The sequence below is a fragment of the Rubrivirga sp. SAORIC476 genome (assembly GCF_002283555.1).
Classification (GTDB): domain Bacteria; phylum Bacteroidota; class Rhodothermia; order Rhodothermales; family Rubricoccaceae; genus Rubrivirga.
The window spans coordinates 1,536,587-1,557,269 of the sequence record NZ_MVOI01000003.1 but is presented as its reverse complement, the minus strand read 5'-3'; the positions used below and the strand labels follow the sequence as shown (position 1 = coordinate 1,557,269).

Annotated in this window: 17 protein-coding genes and 2 tRNA genes; 6 read left to right on the top strand and 13 right to left on the bottom strand. The window is 72.2% G+C overall.

Annotated features, from left to right (window positions below; all coding sequences use genetic code 11):
- Positions 1 to 31: 31 nt before the first annotated feature.
- Entirely contained in the window at positions 32 to 1,792 is a 1,761-nt protein-coding gene (locus tag B1759_RS08375) for a CTP synthase (RefSeq protein ID WP_095514558.1), read from the bottom strand.
- Between the two features lie 197 nt (positions 1,793 to 1,989).
- On the opposite strand from B1759_RS08375, the gene B1759_RS08370 reads away from it, so the two are divergent.
- A complete protein-coding gene (locus B1759_RS08370) occupies positions 1,990 to 4,296 on the top strand; it encodes a M1 family metallopeptidase (RefSeq protein ID WP_095514557.1) in 2,307 nt (768 codons plus the stop codon).
- Between the two features lie 174 nt (positions 4,297 to 4,470).
- Here the strand turns inward: B1759_RS08370 and B1759_RS08365 are convergent.
- The 5 genes from B1759_RS08365 to B1759_RS08345 all read right to left on the bottom strand — a co-directional run bounded on the left by B1759_RS08365 (position 4,471) and on the right by B1759_RS08345 (position 10,597).
- A tRNA-Lys gene (locus tag B1759_RS08365) sits at positions 4,471 to 4,544 on the bottom strand.
- Between the two features lie 97 nt (positions 4,545 to 4,641).
- Positions 4,642 to 5,250 carry a type 1 periplasmic binding fold superfamily protein gene (locus B1759_RS08360; protein WP_095514556.1) on the bottom strand — a complete coding sequence of 203 codons (609 nt, stop codon included), beginning with the start codon at positions 5,248 to 5,250 and terminating at the stop codon, positions 4,642 to 4,644.
- Positions 5,251 to 5,351: 101 nt separating this feature from the next.
- Complete coding sequence (locus tag B1759_RS08355; RefSeq protein ID WP_095514555.1) at positions 5,352 to 7,676, bottom strand: TonB-dependent receptor; 2,325 nt, start codon at positions 7,674 to 7,676, stop codon at positions 5,352 to 5,354.
- A gap of 82 nt (positions 7,677 to 7,758) precedes the next feature.
- Positions 7,759 to 8,127 (bottom strand): hypothetical protein, encoded by a 369-nt coding sequence (locus B1759_RS08350; RefSeq protein ID WP_095514554.1) that lies wholly within the window; start codon positions 8,125 to 8,127, stop codon positions 7,759 to 7,761.
- 154 nt (positions 8,128 to 8,281) lie between these two features.
- A complete protein-coding gene (locus B1759_RS08345) occupies positions 8,282 to 10,597 on the bottom strand; it encodes a CDC48 family AAA ATPase (protein ID WP_095514553.1) in 2,316 nt (771 codons plus the stop codon).
- A 239-nt stretch (positions 10,598 to 10,836) separates the two neighbouring features.
- On the opposite strand from B1759_RS08345, the gene B1759_RS08340 reads away from it, so the two are divergent.
- A complete protein-coding gene (locus B1759_RS08340; protein ID WP_095514552.1) occupies positions 10,837 to 11,826 on the top strand; it encodes an SMP-30/gluconolactonase/LRE family protein in 990 nt (329 codons plus the stop codon).
- A 141-nt stretch (positions 11,827 to 11,967) separates the two neighbouring features.
- Complete coding sequence (locus B1759_RS08335) at positions 11,968 to 13,314, top strand: GntP family permease (protein ID WP_095514551.1); 1,347 nt, start codon at positions 11,968 to 11,970, stop codon at positions 13,312 to 13,314.
- A 30-nt stretch (positions 13,315 to 13,344) separates the two neighbouring features.
- On the opposite strand, the gene B1759_RS08330 is transcribed toward B1759_RS08335, so the two are convergent.
- On the bottom strand, positions 13,345 to 13,722 hold the full coding sequence (locus tag B1759_RS08330; protein WP_095514550.1) for a DUF2237 family protein: 378 nt from the start codon (positions 13,720 to 13,722) through the stop codon (positions 13,345 to 13,347).
- Positions 13,723 to 13,840: 118 nt separating this feature from the next.
- Here B1759_RS08330 and B1759_RS08325 point away from each other — a divergent pair, with 118 nt between their 5' ends.
- Complete coding sequence (locus tag B1759_RS08325) at positions 13,841 to 14,533, top strand: DUF2461 domain-containing protein (RefSeq protein ID WP_095514549.1); 693 nt, start codon at positions 13,841 to 13,843, stop codon at positions 14,531 to 14,533.
- A gap of 28 nt (positions 14,534 to 14,561) precedes the next feature.
- Here B1759_RS08325 and B1759_RS08320 read toward each other — a convergent pair whose 3' ends face one another.
- The 6 genes from B1759_RS08320 to B1759_RS08295 form a co-directional block, all read right to left on the bottom strand.
- Positions 14,562 to 14,936 (bottom strand): rhodanese-like domain-containing protein, encoded by a 375-nt coding sequence (locus B1759_RS08320; RefSeq protein ID WP_095514548.1) that lies wholly within the window; start codon positions 14,934 to 14,936, stop codon positions 14,562 to 14,564.
- Between the two features lie 58 nt (positions 14,937 to 14,994).
- A complete protein-coding gene (locus B1759_RS08315; RefSeq protein ID WP_095514547.1) occupies positions 14,995 to 15,762 on the bottom strand; it encodes a sugar phosphate nucleotidyltransferase in 768 nt (255 codons plus the stop codon).
- Positions 15,763 to 15,827: 65 nt separating this feature from the next.
- Positions 15,828 to 16,217: a BLUF domain-containing protein gene (locus B1759_RS08310; protein ID WP_158225178.1), complete on the bottom strand. Its 390-nt coding sequence runs from the start codon at positions 16,215 to 16,217 to the stop codon at positions 15,828 to 15,830.
- Positions 16,218 to 16,263: 46 nt separating this feature from the next.
- Positions 16,264 to 16,662 carry a BLUF domain-containing protein gene (locus tag B1759_RS08305; RefSeq protein WP_095514545.1) on the bottom strand — a complete coding sequence of 133 codons (399 nt, stop codon included), beginning with the start codon at positions 16,660 to 16,662 and terminating at the stop codon, positions 16,264 to 16,266.
- A gap of 53 nt (positions 16,663 to 16,715) precedes the next feature.
- Positions 16,716 to 18,041, bottom strand: coding sequence for a glycerate kinase (locus tag B1759_RS08300; RefSeq protein WP_095514544.1), 1,326 nt, complete (start codon positions 18,039 to 18,041; stop codon positions 16,716 to 16,718).
- A gap of 189 nt (positions 18,042 to 18,230) precedes the next feature.
- A tRNA-Leu gene (locus tag B1759_RS08295) sits at positions 18,231 to 18,314 on the bottom strand.
- 120 nt (positions 18,315 to 18,434) lie between these two features.
- Between B1759_RS08295 and B1759_RS08290 the strand changes: the two genes are divergently transcribed.
- Entirely contained in the window at positions 18,435 to 19,850 is a 1,416-nt protein-coding gene (locus B1759_RS08290) for a trehalose-6-phosphate synthase (RefSeq protein WP_095514543.1), read from the top strand.
- Between the two features lie 75 nt (positions 19,851 to 19,925).
- The gene (otsB, locus tag B1759_RS08285; RefSeq protein ID WP_095514542.1) at positions 19,926 to 20,633 is read left to right on the top strand and encodes a trehalose-phosphatase; all 708 of its coding nucleotides are present in this window, start codon (positions 19,926 to 19,928) and stop codon (positions 20,631 to 20,633) included.
- The last annotated feature ends 50 nt before the right edge of the window (positions 20,634 to 20,683 follow it).

Sequence of the window (20,683 nt, the reverse complement as noted above, 5' to 3'; positions counted from 1 at the left end):
CGTGCCCCTTCCATCCTCGACTCTCCACCCTCTAGCCGTCCTCCGTCAGCACCCGCGCCGTCGCCCGGCGGACGCGGCGGGTGCGGCTGGGCTTCGTCGGCTCGTCGTAGGTGCCGCCCGCCTGGGCGTGCGCCACGGCCGCGCCGATGAAATGGACGAACAGGGGATGGGGCTCGCGGACGCGGCTCCGGTACTCGGGGTGGAACTGAACCCCGACGAACCACGGGTGCGCCAGCTCCGGCGCCCCGTCACCGTCAGGCTGCGGCAGCTCGATGATCTCGACGAGGTCACGGTCCGGGTTCATGCCCGAGAACACGAGGCCTGCCTCGCGGAGCCGATAGCGGAGGTCGTTGTTGACCTCGTAGCGGTGGCGGTGGCGCTCCTGGACGGTGGCCGCCCCGGCGTAGATCTCCTGCGCCAGCGTGCCCTCGCCGAGGGCGCACGTGTAGGCGCCGAGGCGCATGGTGCCGCCCTTGTCGGTGACCGTCTTCTGCTCGGCCATCATCGAGATGACCGGCGACGGGTTGTCGGGGTCGAACTCGGTCGAGTGCGCCTCGGGCAGCCCGGCGACGTGGCGCGCGAACTCGATCGTGGCGACCTGCATCCCGAGGCAGATGCCGAGGAACGGGACGCCCGCCTCGCGCGCCCAGCGGACCGCCTCGATCTTGCCGTCGATGCCGCGGTCGCCGAAGCCCGGCGCCACCAGCACGCCCGCGACGCCCGCCAGCTTGTCCGCCACGTTGGCCGCCGTCACGTCGTCCGAGAGGACGCTGCGGACTTCGACCTGGACGCCGTTCTTGGCCGCGGCCAGCAGCAGGCTCTCCGAGATCGACTTGTAGGCGTCCTGGTGCTCGACGTACTTGCCGACGAGCGCGATCGTGACCTGCCCCTCGGGGTTCTTGAGGCGGCGCAGGAAGTCGACCCAGTCCTCCAGGTCGGGCGTCGGGTCCACGTCCAGCGGCGCGTCGAGGCGGAGGCGCTTGAGGACCACCTCGTCGAGCTTCTGCTCGCGCAGCAGCAGCGGGACCTCGTAGATCGACTCGGCGTCGAGCGCCTCGATCACCGCCTCGGGGCCGACGTTGCAGAACAGGCCGATCTTGCGGCGCACGTCCTCCGGCAGCGGGTGCTCGGTGCGCGCCACCAGCACGTCCGGCTGGAGGCCGTAGCTCTGGAGCGTCTTGACGGAGTGCTGGGTAGGCTTGGTCTTGAGTTCGCCCGCCGCGGCGAGGAAGGGCACCAGCGTCAGGTGGACGAGCGCCGTGTTCTCCTTGCCCTCCTCCAGCGACAGCTGGCGGATGGCCTCCAGGTAGGGCAGGCTCTCGATGTCGCCCGCGGTGCCGCCCACCTCGGTGATGATGACGTCGTAGTCGCCGGTCTCGGCGAGGCGCCGCATCCAGCCCTTGATCTCGTCGATCACGTGGGGCACCACCTGGACGGTCTTGCCGAGGTAGGCGCCCGCGCGCTCCTTCGCGATCACGCCCGAGTACACGCGGCCCGTGGTCACGTTGTTGGCCTGCGACATGGGCACGCCGAGGTAGCGCTCGTAGTGGCCCAGGTCGAGGTCGGTCTCGGCGCCGTCGTCGGTGACGTACACCTCGCCGTGCTCGAACGGGTTCATGGTCCCCGCGTCGACGTTGATGTAGGGGTCGAACTTCTGGATCGTGACCCGCAACCCGCGGGCTTCCAGCAGCCGCCCGAGGCTGGCGGAGACGATTCCCTTGCCCAGCGACGACGTCACGCCGCCGGTCACGAAAAGGAACTTACAAGGGGTTCCGGCGGAGTCTGCGGGCATCGGCAGGGGGTGTGGACGCTCGCCCAGAAAGCTACGGGCCCACGGGCCCGGCAGCGGGAGCCGGACGAGGTTTCACGGGCCGCACGGCCCGCCTCGGTCGGGGCGCGGGACTGCGGCTTCTGCAACACCAGGAGAGACGGTCCGTTGACCCGAGGCTCATGGCTCCGGCTTGCGTCCCCCCCTCCCCACCTCTCTCGATGACTCGACGGCTTCTCCCGCTTCTCCTGCTCCTGCTCACCCCGCTGGCGTTCGCCCAGAGCCCGGTCGGCACCTGGAGCTACGCCCTCACCAACGACGGAGCCCCGTTCGAAACGGGTCTGATTTCGCTCCCCGCCAGCGGCGGCGACGGACGGCTCGTGCTCACGAACAACGGAATCGACTCGCCGCTCTCCGCCGTCACCGTCTCGGCGGACGGCGCCACCTTTGAGGCTGCAGGCTCCGTCGCGGCCGTCGGAGGGGCGCCGTTCACGCTCGTCGCCACCTTCGACGGCGCGGACGCCTTCGAGGGCACGTTCACCCTCGTCGGGCGCAGCCTCGGCATCCGCGCGACGCGCGACGACGACGCGTTCGCGGCCTACGAGGCCGAGCAGGAGGCGCTCCGCATCGCCAACGCGCCCGAGCCGGTCGAGATGTTCGAGCCCTTCGACCTGCCCGCCGCCAACACCATCCGCACCGGCAGCGGGCGCCCGGGCCCCGACTACTGGCAGCAGCGCGCCGACTACGACCTGACGGCCAGCCTCGACGAGACCACGCACACCATCACCGGCACCGTCCGGCTGACGTACACCAACAACAGCCCCGAGACGCTGGACTACCTCTGGTTCCACCTGGAGCAGAACCTGTTCGAGACCGACAGCCGCGGCGGGCCGGTCACCGGGCGCGCAGCCTCGTCGCTCGCCGATGAACACGGCTACCGCCTCGGCACCGTCACCGTCGACGGCCGCGCCGTGACGCCGTGGGTCACCGACACGCGGATGCGCCTCGACCTCCCCGAGCCGCTGGAGGGCGGCGGCGACCGCGTCGAGGTGGTGATCCCGTACTCGTTCGTCATCCCGGGCTCGCCGGGCACGCCCCGCATGGGCCGCCTCGACACTGAGTACGGCACGGTCTACAGCCTCGCCCAGTGGTTCCCCCGCGTCGCCGTGTTCGACGACGTGAACGGCTGGAACCACCAGCCCTACCTCGGCGCGGGCGAGTTCTACCTCAACTTCGGCGACTACGACCTCACGCTGACGGTCCCGGCCAGCCACACCGTGGTCGCGACGGGCGAGCTTCGCAACGCCGACGACGTGTACTCGCGCGCGCAGCGCGACCGCTGGGCCGCCGCCAGCCGCAGCGACGACGCGCTCCCCATCGTCACCGAGGCGGACCGCGACGCGGCGGCCTCCATGACGGGCACCAAGACGTGGCGCTTCCGCGCCGAGAACGTCCGCGACGTGGCATGGGGCTCGTCCAAGGCCTTCCTCGTGGACGGCGCCGTGGCCCGCGTCCCGCAGGAGGACGGGTCCATCAATGACGTGATGATCCTGAGCGCCTACCCGGTGGAGGGCATCGGGACGGCCGAGAACCCGGGTTGGGAGGAGGCCACGCGCTACGGCCGCGCCTCCATCCTCAACAACTCCTACTGGTACCCCTACCCGTACCCGGTCGCGATCTCGGTCGCGAGCCACATCGGCGGGATGGAGTACCCGATGATCCACTTTTCGTCCGTCCGCAGCCGTCACAAGGGGCTGTTCGGGGTCGTGGACCACGAGCTGGGCCACAACTGGTACCCGATGATCGTGGGCTCCGACGAGCGCCGCCACGCCTGGATGGACGAGGGCTTCAACACGTTCATCAACGGGCCCTCGGGGGTCACCTTCTACAACGAGGGCGACGACCCGACGCTGCCGGGCTACGGCGAAGGCGCGCTCACGAGCGCCGAAACCATCGCGCGGACGTTCCTCGCCAACGAGATCTCGGTCGACGACGAGATCCTGACCTACGCTGACCACCTCAACAACACCGAGCGAGGCTGGAACAGCTACCGCAAGCCGGGCTATGGCCTCCAGCTCTTGCGGCAGGCCGTTCTCGGACAGGAGCGCTTCGACGCCGCCTTCCGGGAGTACACCCGCCGCTGGGCCTTCAAGCATCCTCAGCCGGCCGACTTCTTCCGCTCCATGGAGGACGCCTCGGGCGAGGACCTCGACTGGTTCTGGCGCGGCTGGTTCGACACGCGCCACATGTACGACGCTGCGCTCCGCTCGGTCGTCCGGGACGGCGACGTGATCGTGCTGACGGTGGGCCAGGAGCGCGGGCTCGTGTTCCCGACCGAGATCGAAGTCACCTTCGCCGACGGCTCGACGGACCGCGTCGGGGTGCCGGTGGAAGGCTTCGCGCGCGACGCCGAGGTGTCGGTCATCCTGGCGTCGGGGGGCCGCACGGTCACGTCCGCGCGCCTCGACCCGGACGGCCTGCTGCCGGACGTGGACCGTGAGAATGACACGGCCACGCCGTCCGAGTAGCGCTCGCCACCGACCGACCGGTGGGGCAGTCTGCCAGCGTGCCCCACCGGAATCCGCGCCGGATGGGGCGTCCCGCGGGACGCTCCGATCTGCCTCGGCGCGAGGGCCGAGGGCCCTTCGAGCCTCCTCTCAAACAAAAACGGCCCGTGCGCGATGCACGGGCCGTTTTGTTTGTGCCCCCACCAGGACTCGAACCTGGGACACGCGGATTAAGAGTCCGCTGCTCTAACCAACTGAGCTATAGGGGCACTCGCAAGGTACCGAGCCTCCCGCCGGGATCAAGCGGAGGCGTTATGAAACTGAGACCGCCCGCCTCGGGGAGGACGCCGAGGCGGGCGGCGGCGGCTACCGTCGTGCGGCGCTGCCGAACGCGACCGGGAACGCGATGTCCACGTCGATCTCGTCGCTCGTCGCGGCCGAGCCTGGCTTCGGGGCGTCGTCGAAGTGGTAGAGGATGGCGTCCAGCGTGCCGATGCCCGACGCGCCTGCGGCGACCGCGACCTGGAACGTGAGGCCGACCGCGAAGTCGCCGCCGTTCTCGTCCTCCGACGAGTAGTCGCTCTCGGTGTCGGTGATCGTCACCGTCCCGGCCGAGGCGGGCGCGAGCGTGTAGCGGAAGAGGTGCTCCTCGGCCTCCTCCTCCACCTCCTCGGTGATGTCCTCGGCGTTGATCGTGTCGCGGAGCTCGATCGTGCCGTTGTAGGTCGTTCCCGGCGAGAGGGCGAGCGCCGAGGGCGAGAACGTGATCCCGGCGCCGTCCCCGTCGGGGTCGGACGCCACGATCGTGATCGCTGAGCCGCCGCCGACCGGGGTCAGCGTGAGGCTCACCTGCGTGATGAGCTCCTCCTCGTTGGGAGGACCATCCGGCTCGCCGGAGTCGCAGGCGCTGAGCGTGAGGCCCCCCAGGAGGGCCAGCGCGAGGGAGCCGCGCGTGAGAATGTGTGGAGTAAGCATGAGAGGGGGGGAATGAAACACGAGGTCGCCGTCCCGAGGACACGCGCCTGTCGGCCGGCGACCGGGATTGGCGGGAGCGAGTCCCCCGCCAAAGCGGTGGCCTAGCCGAGCGGGATCGAGACGCGCAGCGTTGCGTTGCGGCCGGGCTCGTCGACGAAGTAGCGGAAGCGGCTCAGCGCGTCGCGGTATCGGACGTCGAACAGGTTCTGGATGCCGAGCTGGACGCGGAGCGGCGTCTGTCCCCACAACACCTCGCCGCCGACGGTGATCGCCGTCAGCGTGTAGGCGGGCGGGTAGGGGGCGGCGAGGTAGGCGCCTGGCTGGACCCGGTCCTGCCGAGCCACGTGCCGTACCTCGACCTCCGCGAAGGCCCCCGACACGCGGGCCAGCCGCTCGGCCGTCACGCGCGCGTGCGCGCCGACACGGTTCGAGGGCACCCCGTAGAGCGGCCCGTCGAGGTCCAGGTTGTCGGCTCGGAGCACCGAGGTCTGGGCGCCCAGTTCGAGCCAGTCGGCCGGCCGCACGTCCACGGTCGCGTCGACCCCGACGAGGCGGGCGTCGGTATGCGTGGTCGTGTACGTGGGGAAGGTGCCGCGGATGGTGACCGTCGGCTCGGGCTGCTCCAGCGAGTAGATGTAGTCGAAGATGTGGTTGACGTAGCCCGAGACCTCGGCGCTCACGAGGTCGCTCTCGTGCCGGACCGTTGCGTTCACGTCCAGGCTCCGCTCCACGCCGAGGTCGGGGTCACCGATCTCGAACTGTGCCGTCCCGTGGTGGACGCCGAAGGAGTACAGTTCGCTCACGTTGGGGGGACGCCACGCGCTGCCCACGTTCGCTGTGAGACTCCACGCGTCTCCGATTCCGTACATCGCGCCGACCACGGCCGCGCCGCCCAGGAACGTCCGCTGGACGTCGTCGAAGGACCGCGTGGCGGCGTCGTAGGGGAAGGCCCGCTGCGTGCGGGCGTCCAGGCGTGCGCCCGCCTCCAGCGTCAGCGCGCCCGACGCAGCGAAGGCGCCGTGCGCGAACAGGCCCCCGTCGTACGCCCGGAAGTTGGGGACGAGGAATCCCGAAGCCCCGTTCTCGTTGAGCTGCGTCCGTCCCTGCACGCCGATCTTGAGCCGGAGGCGGTCGGCGAGTGCCGGCTCGATCGAGACATCCACCGACTGCGTCAGGAGCGACAGGTCGAACGACGGCGTGGCCCCGAGCGCCGCCAGCGAGTCGCTGTAGGGCCGGTGCGCGTCGAACTCCTGCCGCCGGTTCCGCTGGACGGCATACTGCGCGTCGACGTGGTGGCCGTCGCCGATGGTCGTGTGTCCGTGGATGCTCGCCACGTCGTGCGTCACCACCTGCTTCGGCGCGTCGATGTCGTAGGAGAACGCGTAGTTCCAGTCCGGGTCCGGCCCGCCGCGCTCGATGATGGCCTCCAGGTTGCGCGCGTTGCCGAAGTGCGAGCCCCGGTAGATGCCCAGTTCGGTGGTGTAGCGCCGGAGGTGCGCGTCCACTTCCAGCGGACCGCGCTGGTAGCCCAGCGTCGCATGGGCCGCGGCCTCGGCGAAGGCCGAGTTGCGGATGACCACGTCCGGTGTCCGCGCGTCGCCCGCGCGTCGGGCCGAGCCCTGGAACCGCCACGCGAGGCCTGGCACGGTCGCCGAGGCGCTCTCCAGCGTCAGCGACCCGGCGCCCTGCCCGCTGTTCGAGAACGCCTGCAGCGAGAGCCGCCCTCCCAGGCCGACCCGGTCGGGCAGGTCGGCCGCCTCCAGGCGGACCACCCCGCCGATGGCGCCGGCGCCGTACTCGACGCCCGCCGCCCCCTTCACGACCTCGATCCGCCCGGCCGAGAAGGGGTCGATCTCGGGCGCGTGCTCGCCGCCCCATTGCTGCCCCTCCTGCCGGACGCCGTCCTCCAGGATCAGCACGCGGTCGGAGTGCAGGCCGCGGACGACCGGCTTGGCGATCGTGGGCCCGGTCGAGAGAGACGTGACGCCGTTGAGCCCCTCCAGCGTCTCGGCGAGGGTCTGGCCGCGTGCGTCGTCGAGCGCCCGGCCTTCGAGGACGCCCACAGGGCGCGTGTCCCGGCCGAGCGCCTCCTGCGCCGCGTCGGCAGCGACGGTGACCTCGCCGAGCACGTCGGCCATCGGCGCCAGTCGGACGTCGAGCGGGGCGGACCGGCGCAGGTCCACGACCTCGCGCCAGGGGGCGTACCCCACGAACGTGACCGTGACCGTCGCCGTGTCTGGAGGGAGACCGGCGAGCGCGAAGTGACCGTCGGCATCGGCCGCGGCGCCGCGGTCGAGCACGCGGATGGCGGCGCCCGGAAGCGGGGAGCCGGTGTCGGCGTCGACCACGCGGCCGACGAGAGATTGGGCGGAGGCCGTACTCGCCAGCAGGGCGAGTGCGACCACCGAAAGGCGGAAGACCATCATGGGAGCTGTCGGAAACGCCACAGACGTGCGGCGGGCCAGGACCGGCCGAGGCCGGGGGATCCCTCACCGCGATGCGGCGAGGCTAGGCGACAGCAGGAGGCCCTCGGGCCGGACTGACAGCGCGGCGCATGTCGGCGTACGCCTCACGCGCCGCCATCTGCTGGGTGTCCGACGTCACGATGTCGACGTCGCCTTCCGGTCCGAGCGCGAACGCACTCAGGCCCGAGCACACGGCGCAGTCGATGACGTGCGCGTCCCCGTCGACACACGGCGCCTCGGCTCGCTCTCCGCCCTCCCGGTGATGGTCCGCCTCATGCGAGGTCTGGGCGTCGGCCCACTCGAGCGCGTGGTGCGCCTCGTGCACGATGCCTGTGCCGACCCCGAAGAGGAGGACGGCCATCAAGGCAAGCCCCCGCAGGGGGGCTTCGACGAGGAGGGCAGCGAGGTGCATGACGGTTCCAACGTACGACACGGCCCGTCGGTGCCCACGGTCGTTCTGACGCGTGCTTCCAGAGGAACGGGCTGGCCGGGGCTTCCATCTGGAAGGGTGTCCGACGCGCTCCGCCTCGGTGGCTCGCTCGACGGCGCCACCGAGGCGGCATGGGTCAGGCCGCGTCGTCCGCGGACGCGATCTGGAAGCCGATGGGACGACCGCCGCGCGGGTCCTCCTGCTTGAGCTGCTTGCGCATCCGCTCGTACTCCTTCTCCACCTCGACCGTCACGCTGGGGCGCGTGTCCTCCAGCGCCCGCGCGAAGTCGTCGGCGGTGACGGTCTCCGTGGCGAGGTCGGCGCGGAGGGCGAGCAGGCCCGCCTTGCGGACCAGGTTCTCGAGATCGGCGCCCGAGAATCGCTCGGTCTTCTCGGCGAGCGCGCCGAGGTCCACGTCGTCGGCGAGGGGCATGGGGCCGGTCTGGATCTCCAGGATGCGGCGGCGGCCCTCAGCGTCCGGCACGGGCACGTAGACGATCTCGTCGAAGCGGCCGGGGCGCAGGAGCGCCGGGTCGAGCAGCGTCGGCCGGTTGGTCGCGCCGATCACGACGACGCCCTGCAGCTCTTCGAGCCCGTCCATCTCCGCGAGGAGCGTGTTGACGACGCGCTCGGTCACGTTCGAATCCCCCATGCCACCGCCGCGCGACGGCGCCAGCGCGTCGATCTCGTCGATGAAGATGACCGTCGGCGAGACCTGGCGGGCGCGCTTGAACAGCTTCGAGACCTGCTTCTCCGACTCCCCCACCCACTTGCTCAGCAGGTCGCTCGACTTGGTGGCGATGAAGTTGGCCTCGGCTTCCCGGGCGACGGCCTTGGCGAGCAGCGTCTTGCCGTTTCCCGGAGGCCCGAACAGCAGGAAGCCTCTCGCCTGGCGGATGCCCAGCCGCTCGAATGCCTCGGGGTGCTTGAGCGGCAGTTCGATGCCCTCCCGCAACTGCTCCTTGGTCTCCTGCAGGCCCCCGATGTCGTCCCAGCGGACGTTGGGCACCTGGATCTGGATCTCGCGGAGCGCGCTCGGCTGGACGCGGCGGAGCGCGTCGGCGAAGTCGCCGTCCTTGACGATCAGTTCGTCGAGCACCTCGGCCGGGATCTCGTCCTGGTCGAGGTCCATGTCCGGCAGCACGCGGCGGAGGGCCGAGATGGCCGCCTCGCGGGCGAGCGCGCCGAGGTCCGCGCCGACGAACCCGTAGGTCGTCCGCGCCAGCTCCTCCAGGTCGACGCCCTCGGCCAGCGGCATGCCGCGCGTGTGGATGTTGAGGATGTCGCGGCGGCCCTGGGTGTCCGGCACGCCGATCACGATCTCGCGGTCGAAGCGGCCCGGCCGCCGGAGCGCCTCGTCGATGGCGTCGGGCCGGTTGGTAGCCCCGATCACGACCACGTTGCCGCGGCCTTCGAGTCCGTCGAGCAGCGTGAGGAGCTGGGCGACGACGCGGCGCTCGGCCTCCCCAGACTCGTCGCGGGCAGGTGCGATCGAGTCGATCTCGTCGATGAAGATGATCGCGGGTGCGTTCTCGGCGGCCTCCTCGAACACCTCGCGCAGGCGGCCCTCGCTCTCGCCGTAGTAGCGGCCCATGATTTCGGGCCCGTTGATGACGGCGAAGTGGGCGTTGGTCTCGTTGGCGACTGCCCGCGCCAGCAGCGTCTTGCCTGTGCCGGGCGGCCCGTACAGCAGCACGCCCTTCGGCGGGTCGATGCCGAGCCGCGCGAACAGCTCGGGGTGCTTGAGCGGCAGCTCGATCATCTCGCGGACCTGGTCCACGGTGTCGCCGAGGCCGCCGATGTCGTCGTAGGTGATGCCGACCGGCGTCTCGCCGCTCTTGGGCTCCTGGTATTCGGGCAGCAGCTCGATCTCGGTCTGCTCCGTCACTTGCACGATGCCGCGCGGCGCCGTGCCGGTCACGATGAGCCGGATCTCCTGGAGGCCGAACGCGCGCTGCTGGCCGAACAGCCGCTGGGCCACCTCGGGCGGCAGGCCCGGGATGCCGTCCTGCGGGCCGGGCTGGCTTCGGTAGACGCTCGTCGAGACGGTGTCGCCCGAGGTGAGCGGGCGGCCGAGCAACGTGCGGAGCAGCGCCTGGCCGCGGCCCTGAAGGCGGACGCCCGGCTGCGCGGGCGCCAGCGTCACCTTGGTCGCGGGCGCGACCCGAGCGGGCGCGATCTCGACGTGGTCGCCCATCCCGACGCCCGCGTTGGCACGCAGCAGGCCGTCCAGGCGGACGATGCCGAGCCCGGCGTCGGCGGAGTACGGCGGCAGCGCGATGGCGGCCGTCGCGTTCTTCGGCCCGCGCAGCTCGACGATGGCGCCCGGCACAATGCCGAGTTGGGCCAGCGCCTCCTGGCTCATGCGCGCGACGCCCTTGCCCACGTCGGGGTTCTGGGCGCCCGCCACCTGCAGGCGGACGGTGTCAGTGGAGGTCGGGACTTCAGCCATGTCGGTCGGGAGGGTCGACCGGTTCCACGAGCCCCCGCGTGACAGGTTCGCCCCCTCACCGAGGCTTCAGGGAGTGACGGCGCGCGGCGGTCGGCCGCGTGGGATGAGGCCGGGCTGAGCGCGCACGCGTCGCCAGGTGGGAGGCACCTGCGGAGCCCGAGTGGCCCCGCCTCGGCACACCCGCGGGGCTGTGGAAGCGGTCCCGCCGTATCCTCGGCAGATCCCTCGCCCGTGTCGCTGTGCTCCGCTGCCTCGTCCTCGCTGCCGCTCTCACCCTGTCGGCCTGCGTGACCGCCCAGCCGACCGCGGGCGACCCGGCGGCCTTCCGCGCCCTCGTCCCCGACGGCGCTGAAGCCGAGGTGCTGGCCGACGGCTTCTGGTGGTCCGAAGGGCCGGTTTGGCGTCCAGACGAGGGCGACCTCCTGTTCTCAGACGTGCCCCGGAACACGGTCTACCGGTGGGCCGAGGGCGACGGGCTGAGTGTTTACCTCCGGCCGGCCAGCCGCGCGTTCGGCTCCGAGACGCCCGGTGAGACCGGCAGCAACGGCCTCATCCTGGACGCCGAGGGGCGGCTCCTCCTCGCCGGGCACGGCTCGCGCGCCGTCACCCGCCTCGACCCCGGCTCGTTCGTCCAGGACGTGCTGGCCGACCGCTTCGACGGGCGCCGCTTCAACAGTCCCAACGACCTCGTCCTCGCGGCGTCGGGCGCGCTCTACGTCACCGATCCGCCGTACGGCCTCGCCGGCCACGACGACTCACCTGAGAAGGAGCAGCCCCACAACGGCGTCTACCGCATCGACCCGGATGGCACCGTCACGCTCCTCGTCGACGACCTGACGCGGCCCAACGGGGTCGTCCTCTCGCCCGACGGGCGGACGCTCGTCGTCGCCAACTCGGACCCCGAGCGGGCCGTCTGGATGACTTACCCGGTCCGCGCCGACGGCTCGGTGGGGGAGGGGACCCTGCTGTTCGACGCGACCGCGTGGGTGCGCGAGGGGCGCCCCGGCCTGCCCGACGGCATGGCGGTCGACACCGAGGGCAACGTGTTCGCGACCGGTCCGGGCGGTGTGCTCGTGTTCTCGGCCGGGGGCGCCTACCTGGGCACCCTCGAGACCGAGAAGGCCACGGCCAACGTGACCTTCGGCGGTCCGGACGGGCGGACGCTCTTCCTGACCTCCTCGGACCGGCTCCTGCGCGTACCCGTCGCGGCGCGCGGGCTGGGGTGGTAGAGGCGAGGGATGAGGCACCCGCAGGCCGTCTCCCCGGTGTCCTCCAGATGGACACGGCACGCCGTGCCCTTGCGGGCGCTCGAAGGAAGCCTTCCTCTCCGCGTCGCCCGCTGACGGCCGATCCCTGACCTTTCTGAGACCATGCACCCTCTCCTCATCCTCGCCCTCGGAATGGCGACCGTTCTCGGGCTGATCGTCGTCGGGCGCGTGCACGCATTCCTGGCGCTGCTGGCGGCGGCGCTGGTCGTGAGCCTGCTGGCCATGGGGCCGACCGGCGAAGCCGTGGCCGCGGTCGCCGAGGCGTTCGGGGCGACGGCGGCGGGCATCGGCATCGTGATCGCGTTCGCAGCCGTGATCGGCAAGGCGATGACCGACAGCGGCGCGGCCGACCGGATCGTGCGCTCGTTCACGGGTGCGGGCGGCGACCGGCGCGCGGCGCCAGCGCTGGCGGGCAGCGGCGCCGTGCTCTCGATCCCGGTCTTCTTCGACACCGTGTTCTACCTGCTGGTGCCGCTGGCGCGGTCGGCCGCGCGGGCGTCTCAGAAGCACTACCTGAAGTTCTTGCTGGCCGTCGCGGGCGGCGCCGTCGTGACCCACGCCCTCGTCCCGCCGACGCCCGGCCCGCTGGTCACCGCCGCCGAACTGGGCGTCGACCTGGGGACGATGATGGGCGTCGGCCTCGTGATCGCGATCCCGTGCACGGTGACCGTGCTCGCCTTCGCCGCGTGGGCCGACCGCCGGATGCCGCTCCCGCTCCCCGACGCCGACGACCCCGAGGCGGCCGGCATCCCCGAGGCCGAGGCCCCGCCGGCCGTGCTGCCCGGCCTGATGGCGTCGCTGGCGCCGATCGTCGTGCCCGTGGTCCTGATCACCGCGTCGACGGTGGCGACCGCGTTGGGCCAGGAGGTCGGGTGGCTCGCGGCGCTGGGCAACCCGAACCTCGCGCTCGGGCTCGCGACGGTGGCGGCGCTGATCGTCTACGTCCGGCAGCGACGCCCCAGCCGGGCCGAGGTGGCCGCCTCGGTGGAAGAGGCGCTCATGTCGGCGGGCGTCATCATCCTGATCACGGCCGCGGGCGGCGCCTTCGGCGCGATGCTGCGCGCGAGCGGCGTCGGCGACGTGCTGGCGGCGCTCATGGGCGACGGCGCAGGCGGGTTCGCGCTGCTCGGGCTGGCGTTCGGGACGGCCAGCCTGCTCAAGATCGCCCAGGGGTCGAGCACGGTCGCCATGATCACGACGGTCGGCCTGATCTCGGGCGCGGTCGCGGGCGTCGACCTGCCGTTCCACGCGGTCTACCTCGCGACGGCCATCGCGAGCGGCTCGCTCGTCGGCTCGTGGATGAACGACTCGGGCTTCTGGATCTTCGCCAAGATGGGCGGCCTGAGCGAGGTCGAGACGCTCAAGACGTGGACGCCGCTGCTGGCCGCCGTCGGTGTCGTGGCGTTTGCGACGACGGTCCTTCTCGCGCTCGTGGTGCCTCTGGTGTAGCCCGCCTCGGCGCCGAGGCGGGAGGAGACGCTACCGAAGACCGACGGCGTGCGCCTGGAGGTCGGCCAGAGATACCGTCCGCAACGCCTTCTCGTGCGTCGCCGCCAGCACGACCGGCGGCGCGACGCCCGCCTCCAGTGCCTCCTTCCAGCGACTCACGCACAGGCACCACCGGTCGCCCGGCGACAGGCCGGGGAAGCGGTACGCCGGAACGGGCGTCGAGAGGTCGTTGCCGCGCGAGGCGGTGAAGGCCAGAAATTCGGCCGTCATCACGGCGCAGACGACGTGCGTGCCGTGGTCGTCGGGGCCGGTCTCGCAGCAGCCGTCGCGGTAGAAGCCCGTCACCGGGTCGCGGCCACAGTCCTGGAGGTCGCCGCCGAGGACGTTCTTCGAGGGGACGAACTGCATGGGCGTGGGGGAGAGGCCTCGCGTCAACGAGCCGTCCCGTGCGCCGGGTCCGCCCGCCTCGGTGTCGGGGTGAACGCCGCGGCCCCTCGCCGGTAGACCCGGGCCCCTCGGTACCTCCATGCGCCTCGACGACCTCCTCCCGCCCCCGTTCCCCGGCTTCTCCGACGAGGGGCTCGCCTTTCTGAGCGCGCTCCGCGACCACAACGAGCGCGACTGGTTCAAGCCCCGCAAGGCGACCTACGACGACCACCTGAAGGCGACCCTCGACCTTCTGGTCGAGAGCGCCAGCCGAGCCCTCGCGGCCGACGGCTCGGCGTTCACGAGCGGACGGGCCATGCGGATCTACCGGGACGTGCGGTTCTCGAAGGACAAGCGTCCGTACCAGACCCACGTCGGCGCGTCGTTCGACCGGCCCGGCGGCGGGGAGGACCCGGTGTTCGTCTACGTCCACGTCGAGCCGGGGGCGTCGTTCGTGGCGTCGGGCGTGTACCGGCCGCCGGTGGCCTACCTCCGGCCGGTGCGGACGCGGATCGCGGAGCGGCCCGAGGCCTTCGAGGCGATGCTCGCCGAGGTGCGAGCCGCTGAGCTGGAGATCGGCTCGCTCGGCCACGAACTGACGACCATGCCGCGCGGGTTCGCCGCCCACCGCGACGGCCCCGCCGCCGACTATCTGCGCTGGGAGACCGTCGTCGCCCAGCAGTCCCTGACCGACGCCGACGTGCAGTCGCCCGGCCTCGTCGACCAGATCGTGGCGACCGCGCGCGGTGCCCGCCCGCTGGTGACCTACCTCGACGCCGCGCACGGCGCGTGAGCCCACCGCGGACCCGAGGCGGACGCGGTCAGGCGCCGCCCTCCGTTTCGTAGTCCGCCTCCGTCCACGCCCGCCAGCCGCCGTCCATCGACGCGACGGTCGTGTAGCCCATCTGCCCGAGCGACTGGGCCGCCAGCGCCGAGCGGTAGCCGCCGCCGCAGTACAGCACCAGCGGCGTGTCCGGGTCGGGGAAGGCCGCCTCGGCGTCGCGTTCGAGGACGCCGCGGGGCATGAGGACGGCGCCCGGCAGGTGGCCGCGCGCCCACTCGTCGGCCTCGCGGACATCGACCAGGGTGAAGGCGTCGCCCGCCGCGATCCGCTGGCGGACCGTCTCGGCGTCGGTCTCGGTGATGTCGCGCCGGGCGGCGTCGACGAGGGCGAGGAAGCGGGGGCTGTGGGTCACGGGGGTGGGGTGTGGCGTGGCGGCAGAGGCGTGGAGTCCGTCGTTTCGTTCTGTTCGTCTATGCGAAGTCGCCGGTCGAGACGGCCTCGTTCGCCTCCTCCAGGCGCTCCAGCGTGCCGACGTCGAGAAAGCGGTTGGGCCGGGCGCCGGTGCCGTCGAAGGCCGCGACGCGGGTGCCGTCGCGGGCGAGCCCGAGGTACACGTCCATGATGGAGAACGTGGCCTCGTCGCGTGCCTCGATGGTGTCCAGCAGGGACGGCGCGCAGGCCTGGACGCCGCAGAAGTCGACCACGCGGCGGGGGCCGTCGGGGTCGCGCATGGGCTTCGGCTCGCCGCCGTCGAGCGTGTAGCCTGCGAGCCCGCCGTCGTCGAACAGGAGCGCGCGGTCGGTGCGGGCCTCGGCGACCGCGAGCGTCGCGAGGCGCCCGTCGGAAGCATCGCGCTGGGTGTGCCAGAGGGCCGCGAGGTCCACGTCGGTCAGGATGTCGGCGTTGTGGACGAGGAACGGCGCGTCGCGGCGGAAGAACGCGGCCGCCTTCTTGATGCCGCCGCCCGTCTCCAGCGGGCCGTCCGGCTCGTCGGAGATCACGACCTCGACCGGGGCGCCGTCGGCCGTCCGCCAGTCGGCGCCGTCGACGTAGGCCTGGACCGGCGCGGCGAGGTACGAGACGTTGACGAGGATCCGGTCCGCGCCCGCCGCGATCAGCCGCCGGGCGACGCGCTCCAGCATCGGCACCCCGTCGACCTCGACGAGCGCCTTCGGTGTGCGGAGCGTCAGCGGGCGGAGCCGGGTGCCGAGCCCGGCCGCGAGGATCATGGCGTCCATGGAGCGAGGCGGTGTGGAGAGGCGACGGTACGCGGCGGCCCGGTGCGCGGTCCCCTCCGCGGGGTCTACCCGAACAGGGCCTCCGAGGCCGACGCGAAGACCGGAGGGGGCACCCGCTCGATGGCCATGTCCCACCCCGCGAACCGACGCCCCGCCTGCATCGCGTCGTCCACCACGACGCGGATCTGGTCGTGCCGAGGGTCCGCCCGGATGCGCTCGACGACGACTGCGAGAGCATCCTCCGGCCCTTCGATCACCTGCGCGAAGCGGACGACCCCGTCCTCGTCCTCCAGCACGACCAGCTTGCCGGTGACATCGTGCCGTGCGTTGGTGGCCCGTGCCGCCCGGAGGAGGTCACTCAAGTCGCGGTCCGAGAACGGCACGGTCGGCGTCGAGACGTAACCAAACGTTCGGAGCGGAGGCGGCTCGAGGCCGATGGGGTCGAGGAAGCTCACATGCACGTGGGAGACGCAGAAGGGTAGCACCTCGTCGCCCGGCCGTCTACCGGGGCGTTCCCGTGAGTTCTCCGGACTGGCCCTCGAACGAGACCGCGTCGGCGTGCGAGAAGGCCATGTCCCAGTCGGGGAAGCGCCGTGCCTCCACCGGCCCGCGCCGCCTCACGTCGATGCTGGCGTGGCGGTCGTCGGCCACGATGCGGCGGATGCAGGCGTCGAGTTCGCTCCGCGGCCCCTCGATCCACTGCGCGAAGCGCACCACCTCGCCGTCGTCTTCGAGCACGATGAGCTTGCCCGTAATCGCGTGCATCGCGTTCCAGGTGCGCGAGGCAAGCAGCAGGTCGTTCACGGCGTCGTCGGAAAACGGCACGGTGGGCGTCGAGAGGTAGGCGAGGGCGTGCAGCGGATCGGGCTCGTGGCCGAGGATCTCGACGGGGTCGGTCATGGGACGCGGGCGGTTCGGCTCATGTGGAGGGGTACGGACCCGCGACCGCGTGGTCAGGATCCGACGCGAAGGCCGACCACCACGTCGGCGACGTTCGTGTGCGTGGGACCGGTGCGGACGAGGGCGTCGGCGGCGGCGAGCGCGGGGTAGGCGTCATTGTCGGCGAGGCGCGCAGCGGGGTCCAGTCCGGCGTCCCGGATGCGGGCGGCCGTCGCCGGGGAGATAGAGCCGCCCGCCGCGTCCGTCGGCCCGTCGATGCCGTCGGTGCCGCCGCTGAGGACGACCACGTCCGCCTCGGCGGTGTCGAGCGCGAGGGCCGCCGCGAGGGCGACCTCCTGGTTGCGCCCGCCGCGCCCGCCGCCCGTGACCGTGACCGTGGTCTCGCCGCCCCAGAGACGGCACACGGACCCGCCGGTCGTGGGGCCTGCCATCGCCTCCGCGACCCGACGGCCCAGGTCGCGCGCCTCTCCCTCGACGCCTGCCTCGACGCCTTCGACGGCGTACCCGAGGCGGACCGCCTCGGCCGCCGCCGCCGACAGCGCCGTCCCGTTCGTTCCGATGACGGCGGTCGTCACGGTCCAGAAGGCCGGGTGGTCGGGGCCCGGCGTCTCGGGGATCGCGCCCGCAGACCCGGCCGACAGGTACGCGCGGACGCTCGGCGGGACATGGTCCGTGAGGCCCGCCGCATTGAGCACGGCGGTGGCGTCGGCGAACGAGGTCGGGTCGGGGACGGTTGGGCCGGAGGCGATCACGGCCGGGTCGTCGCCGACCACATCGGACAGGACGAGCGCCAGCAGCGTCGCGGGCGCGGCGGCCAGCGCCAAGCGTCCGCCGGAGAGCCGGGAGAGGTGCTTGCGGACCGTGTTGACGCCTTCGATGGGGACGCCCGATGCCAGCAGGAGGTGCGTCGTGGCGCGGAGGTCGTCGAGGGAGACACCGTCGGGGGGGAGCGTCCACAGGGCCGAGCCGCCGCCGGAGATCAAGGCGACGACGAGGTCGTCGGGCCCGGCCGACCGGGCGAGCGCGAGCGCGTCGGTCGCTGCCTGCGTACCCGCCGCTGTCGGGACCGGGTGGCCGCCTTCGAGCACGCGGATGCGCGTCGGGCGGGGCATGCCGTCCGGTACGGTGTCGGGCACCCCGGCCGGGACGGCGACGGCGCCCTCCACCGGGACGACCTCCCCGAGGCACGCCTCCAGCGCCCCTGCGAACGGGACCGACGCCTTGCCCGCTCCGACCACGAGCACGCGGTCGAAGGTGTCCGCGGGGCGGCCGAGCAGATCGCCGAGGTCGACCTGATGGAGTAGCGCAGGCGCCTGCACCGCGCGGACGGCGGCGTCGAAGATGCGTCGGGCGTCCAGGGCCAGGGCGTCTCGGTCCATGCCGGAACCTAGCGCGTGGCCGTTCGCCCCGGCCCGTCTCATCACCGCGGCAGGCTGCGTGGAAGGTGCCCACCGGTCGCCCGGGGAGACGGCTCGACTCGGCACTTGGAGCCACATGGACGTTGCGCTGCTCTCTCATGCGGCGCCGGCCCCTGCAGGGCGTGTCCCCATCGCCCGACCGAGGCGGGGTGCCCGGAGTGGGACTCGAACCCACAAGGCCTTGCGGCCAGCGGTGTTTGAGACCGCCGCGTCTACCAATTCCGCCATCCGGGCGCGGCGCCAAGCTACGGGCGCGCGGACGCCGGGAAAGACCGGGGATCACGCAAAAACGCTGAACAGCATCCGGCACGGTGCGTAGGTCCAGTGTCTCCCCCCGGGTCCGCCCACTGCCTCGTGTCGCTCGTCCTCGTCGCCAACCGCGCCCCCATTCGCCCGACCGCCGACGGCTGGGCGCCCAGCCTGGGAGGCCTCGCCTCGGCGCTGCTGCCCGTTCTCGAAGCCCGCGGCGGCGCGTGGGTCGCCATGCGCGGGCCCGACGAGGAGACGCCGCTGACGCAGGGCTACCCCGACGAGGCGCCCGCCTTCACCGTCCGGCGGGTCCCGCTGGAGGAGCCCGAGTACGAGGCCTTCTACCAGGGCATGGCCAACCGCGTGCTCTGGCCGCTGTCCCACTACCTCGTCGAGTACGTCGAGCCGGATCGCGGCTTCCGGGATGCCTACCGCGCCGTCAACCGGCGGTTCGCACATGCGGCGCTGGACGTGGCGCGGGCGGCGGGGGAGACCGACCCGACGTTCTGGGTTCAGGACTACCACATGATGCTCGTCCCGGAGACGCTGCGCGCCGGGATGCCGGACGCGCGGATCGGCTTCTTCTGGCACGTGCCCTGGCCCGCCTCGGAAGTGTTCCGGATCCTGCCGTCCGCACGGGACCTGATCCGCGGGATGCTGGGCTCGGACCTGATCGGCTTCCACACCGAGGGCTACGCCGAGAACTTTCGCGAGTCGGCCCGCGACCTGCTCGGCGCGACCATCGAGGGCGAGACGGTCGTGCTCGACGGCCACCGCTGCCGCGCCGAGTCGCACCCGATCGGGATCGACGTGGCCCGCTTCGAGGGGCTCGCGATGGCGCCCGAGGCCGCCGAGGAGGCCGCGTCGCTGCGTCACGACCTGGGCGGCGGGCAGATCGTGCTCGGCGTCGACCGTCTCGACTACACCAAGGGCCTGCTGCTGCGGATGGAAGCCTACGAGCGCTTTCTGGAGATCTACCCCGAGCGTCACGGCGAGGTCACCTTCCTCCAGATCGCCACGCCCAGCCGCACCGGCGTGCCCGCCTACGACCGTCTCAAGCGAGACATGGACGAGGCGTCCGGCCGCATCAACGGCCGCTTCGCGCGCGGCGCCTGGGCGCCGGTCCGCTACCGCTACCAGTCCTTCGACCAGCCCGACCTCGCGGCCTTCTACCAGGCCGCCGACGTGGCCTTCGTGACGCCTCTCCGCGACGGCATGAACCTCGTCGCCCACGAGTTCGCCGCCGTCAGCGCCATCCGCGCCGAGCACGGCGGACGTCCAGGGGCGCTTGTCCTGAGCGAGCTCACCGGTGCAGCCGACTACCTCGACGGCGCCCTCCTCGTCAACCCCTACGACGCCGACGGCCTCGCCCGCTCGCTCGCTGAGGCCCTCGACCTCCCCGATGCCGACCGCCGCGACCGCCTCGCGCGGATGCAGGCCGCCACCCGCGATCTCAACGTCCACGAATGGGCCCGCCGCTTTCTGGAGTCGCTGGACGCGGGGGAAGCCATCGGCCCGTAAAAAGGGTGCCGGGCGCCGACGCCGATTCCATGGCTTCTGGCGATCGATCCGCCCCTGCCACCGCCTCAACCTGACATGATCCCCGTTCCCGACCGGCCGCTCCTCTTCCTCGATTTCGACGGCACGCTGTCGCCCATCGTCGATGATCCCGCGCAGGCGCACCCGCACCCGGCTGTGCCGGACCTGCTCGTCGCCCTCGCCGAGGCGCACGAGGTCGTGGTCATCACCGGACGCGCGCTCGACATGGTGAGCCGCCTGCTCGGCGGCCACGTCCGCGTCCGTGCCGTCGGCCTCCACGGCGCCGAGGAGGGGTGGACCGACGGCACCATCGAGCACCGCGCCACCGAGTCCCACGCGGAGGCCCTCCGCCGCCTCCGCGACGCCGTCCCTACCGACGCGGGCGCCTGGGTGGAGGACAAGGGGGCCGCGTTCGCCGTCCACTACCGGACCGCGCCCGACCCGGACGCCGCCCGCGCGGCGCTCGAACGCTGGGCCGAGGCGGTCCCGGACGGCCTCGTCCCGATCTGGGGCAAGGCCGTCGTCGAACTCCGCGCCGAGGGCGTCTCCAAAGGCACCGCCGTCACCCGCATCGCGGCCTCCCACCCGGACCGCGAGCCGGTCTACATCGGCGACGACGTGACCGACGAGGACGCGTTTCGTGCGCTCCAGGCGCTCCGCACACCGTCAGTCACCGTCAAGGTCGGCGAGGGCGACACCGCCGCCGGACATCGCCTGCCTGACGTGGAGGCCGTCGTCGCGTACCTCCGCCGGTATCTGGACTGACGCCTGGCGTTGTCCACACTCCATCCACGGTGTGGACGCTCGCTCTGCGC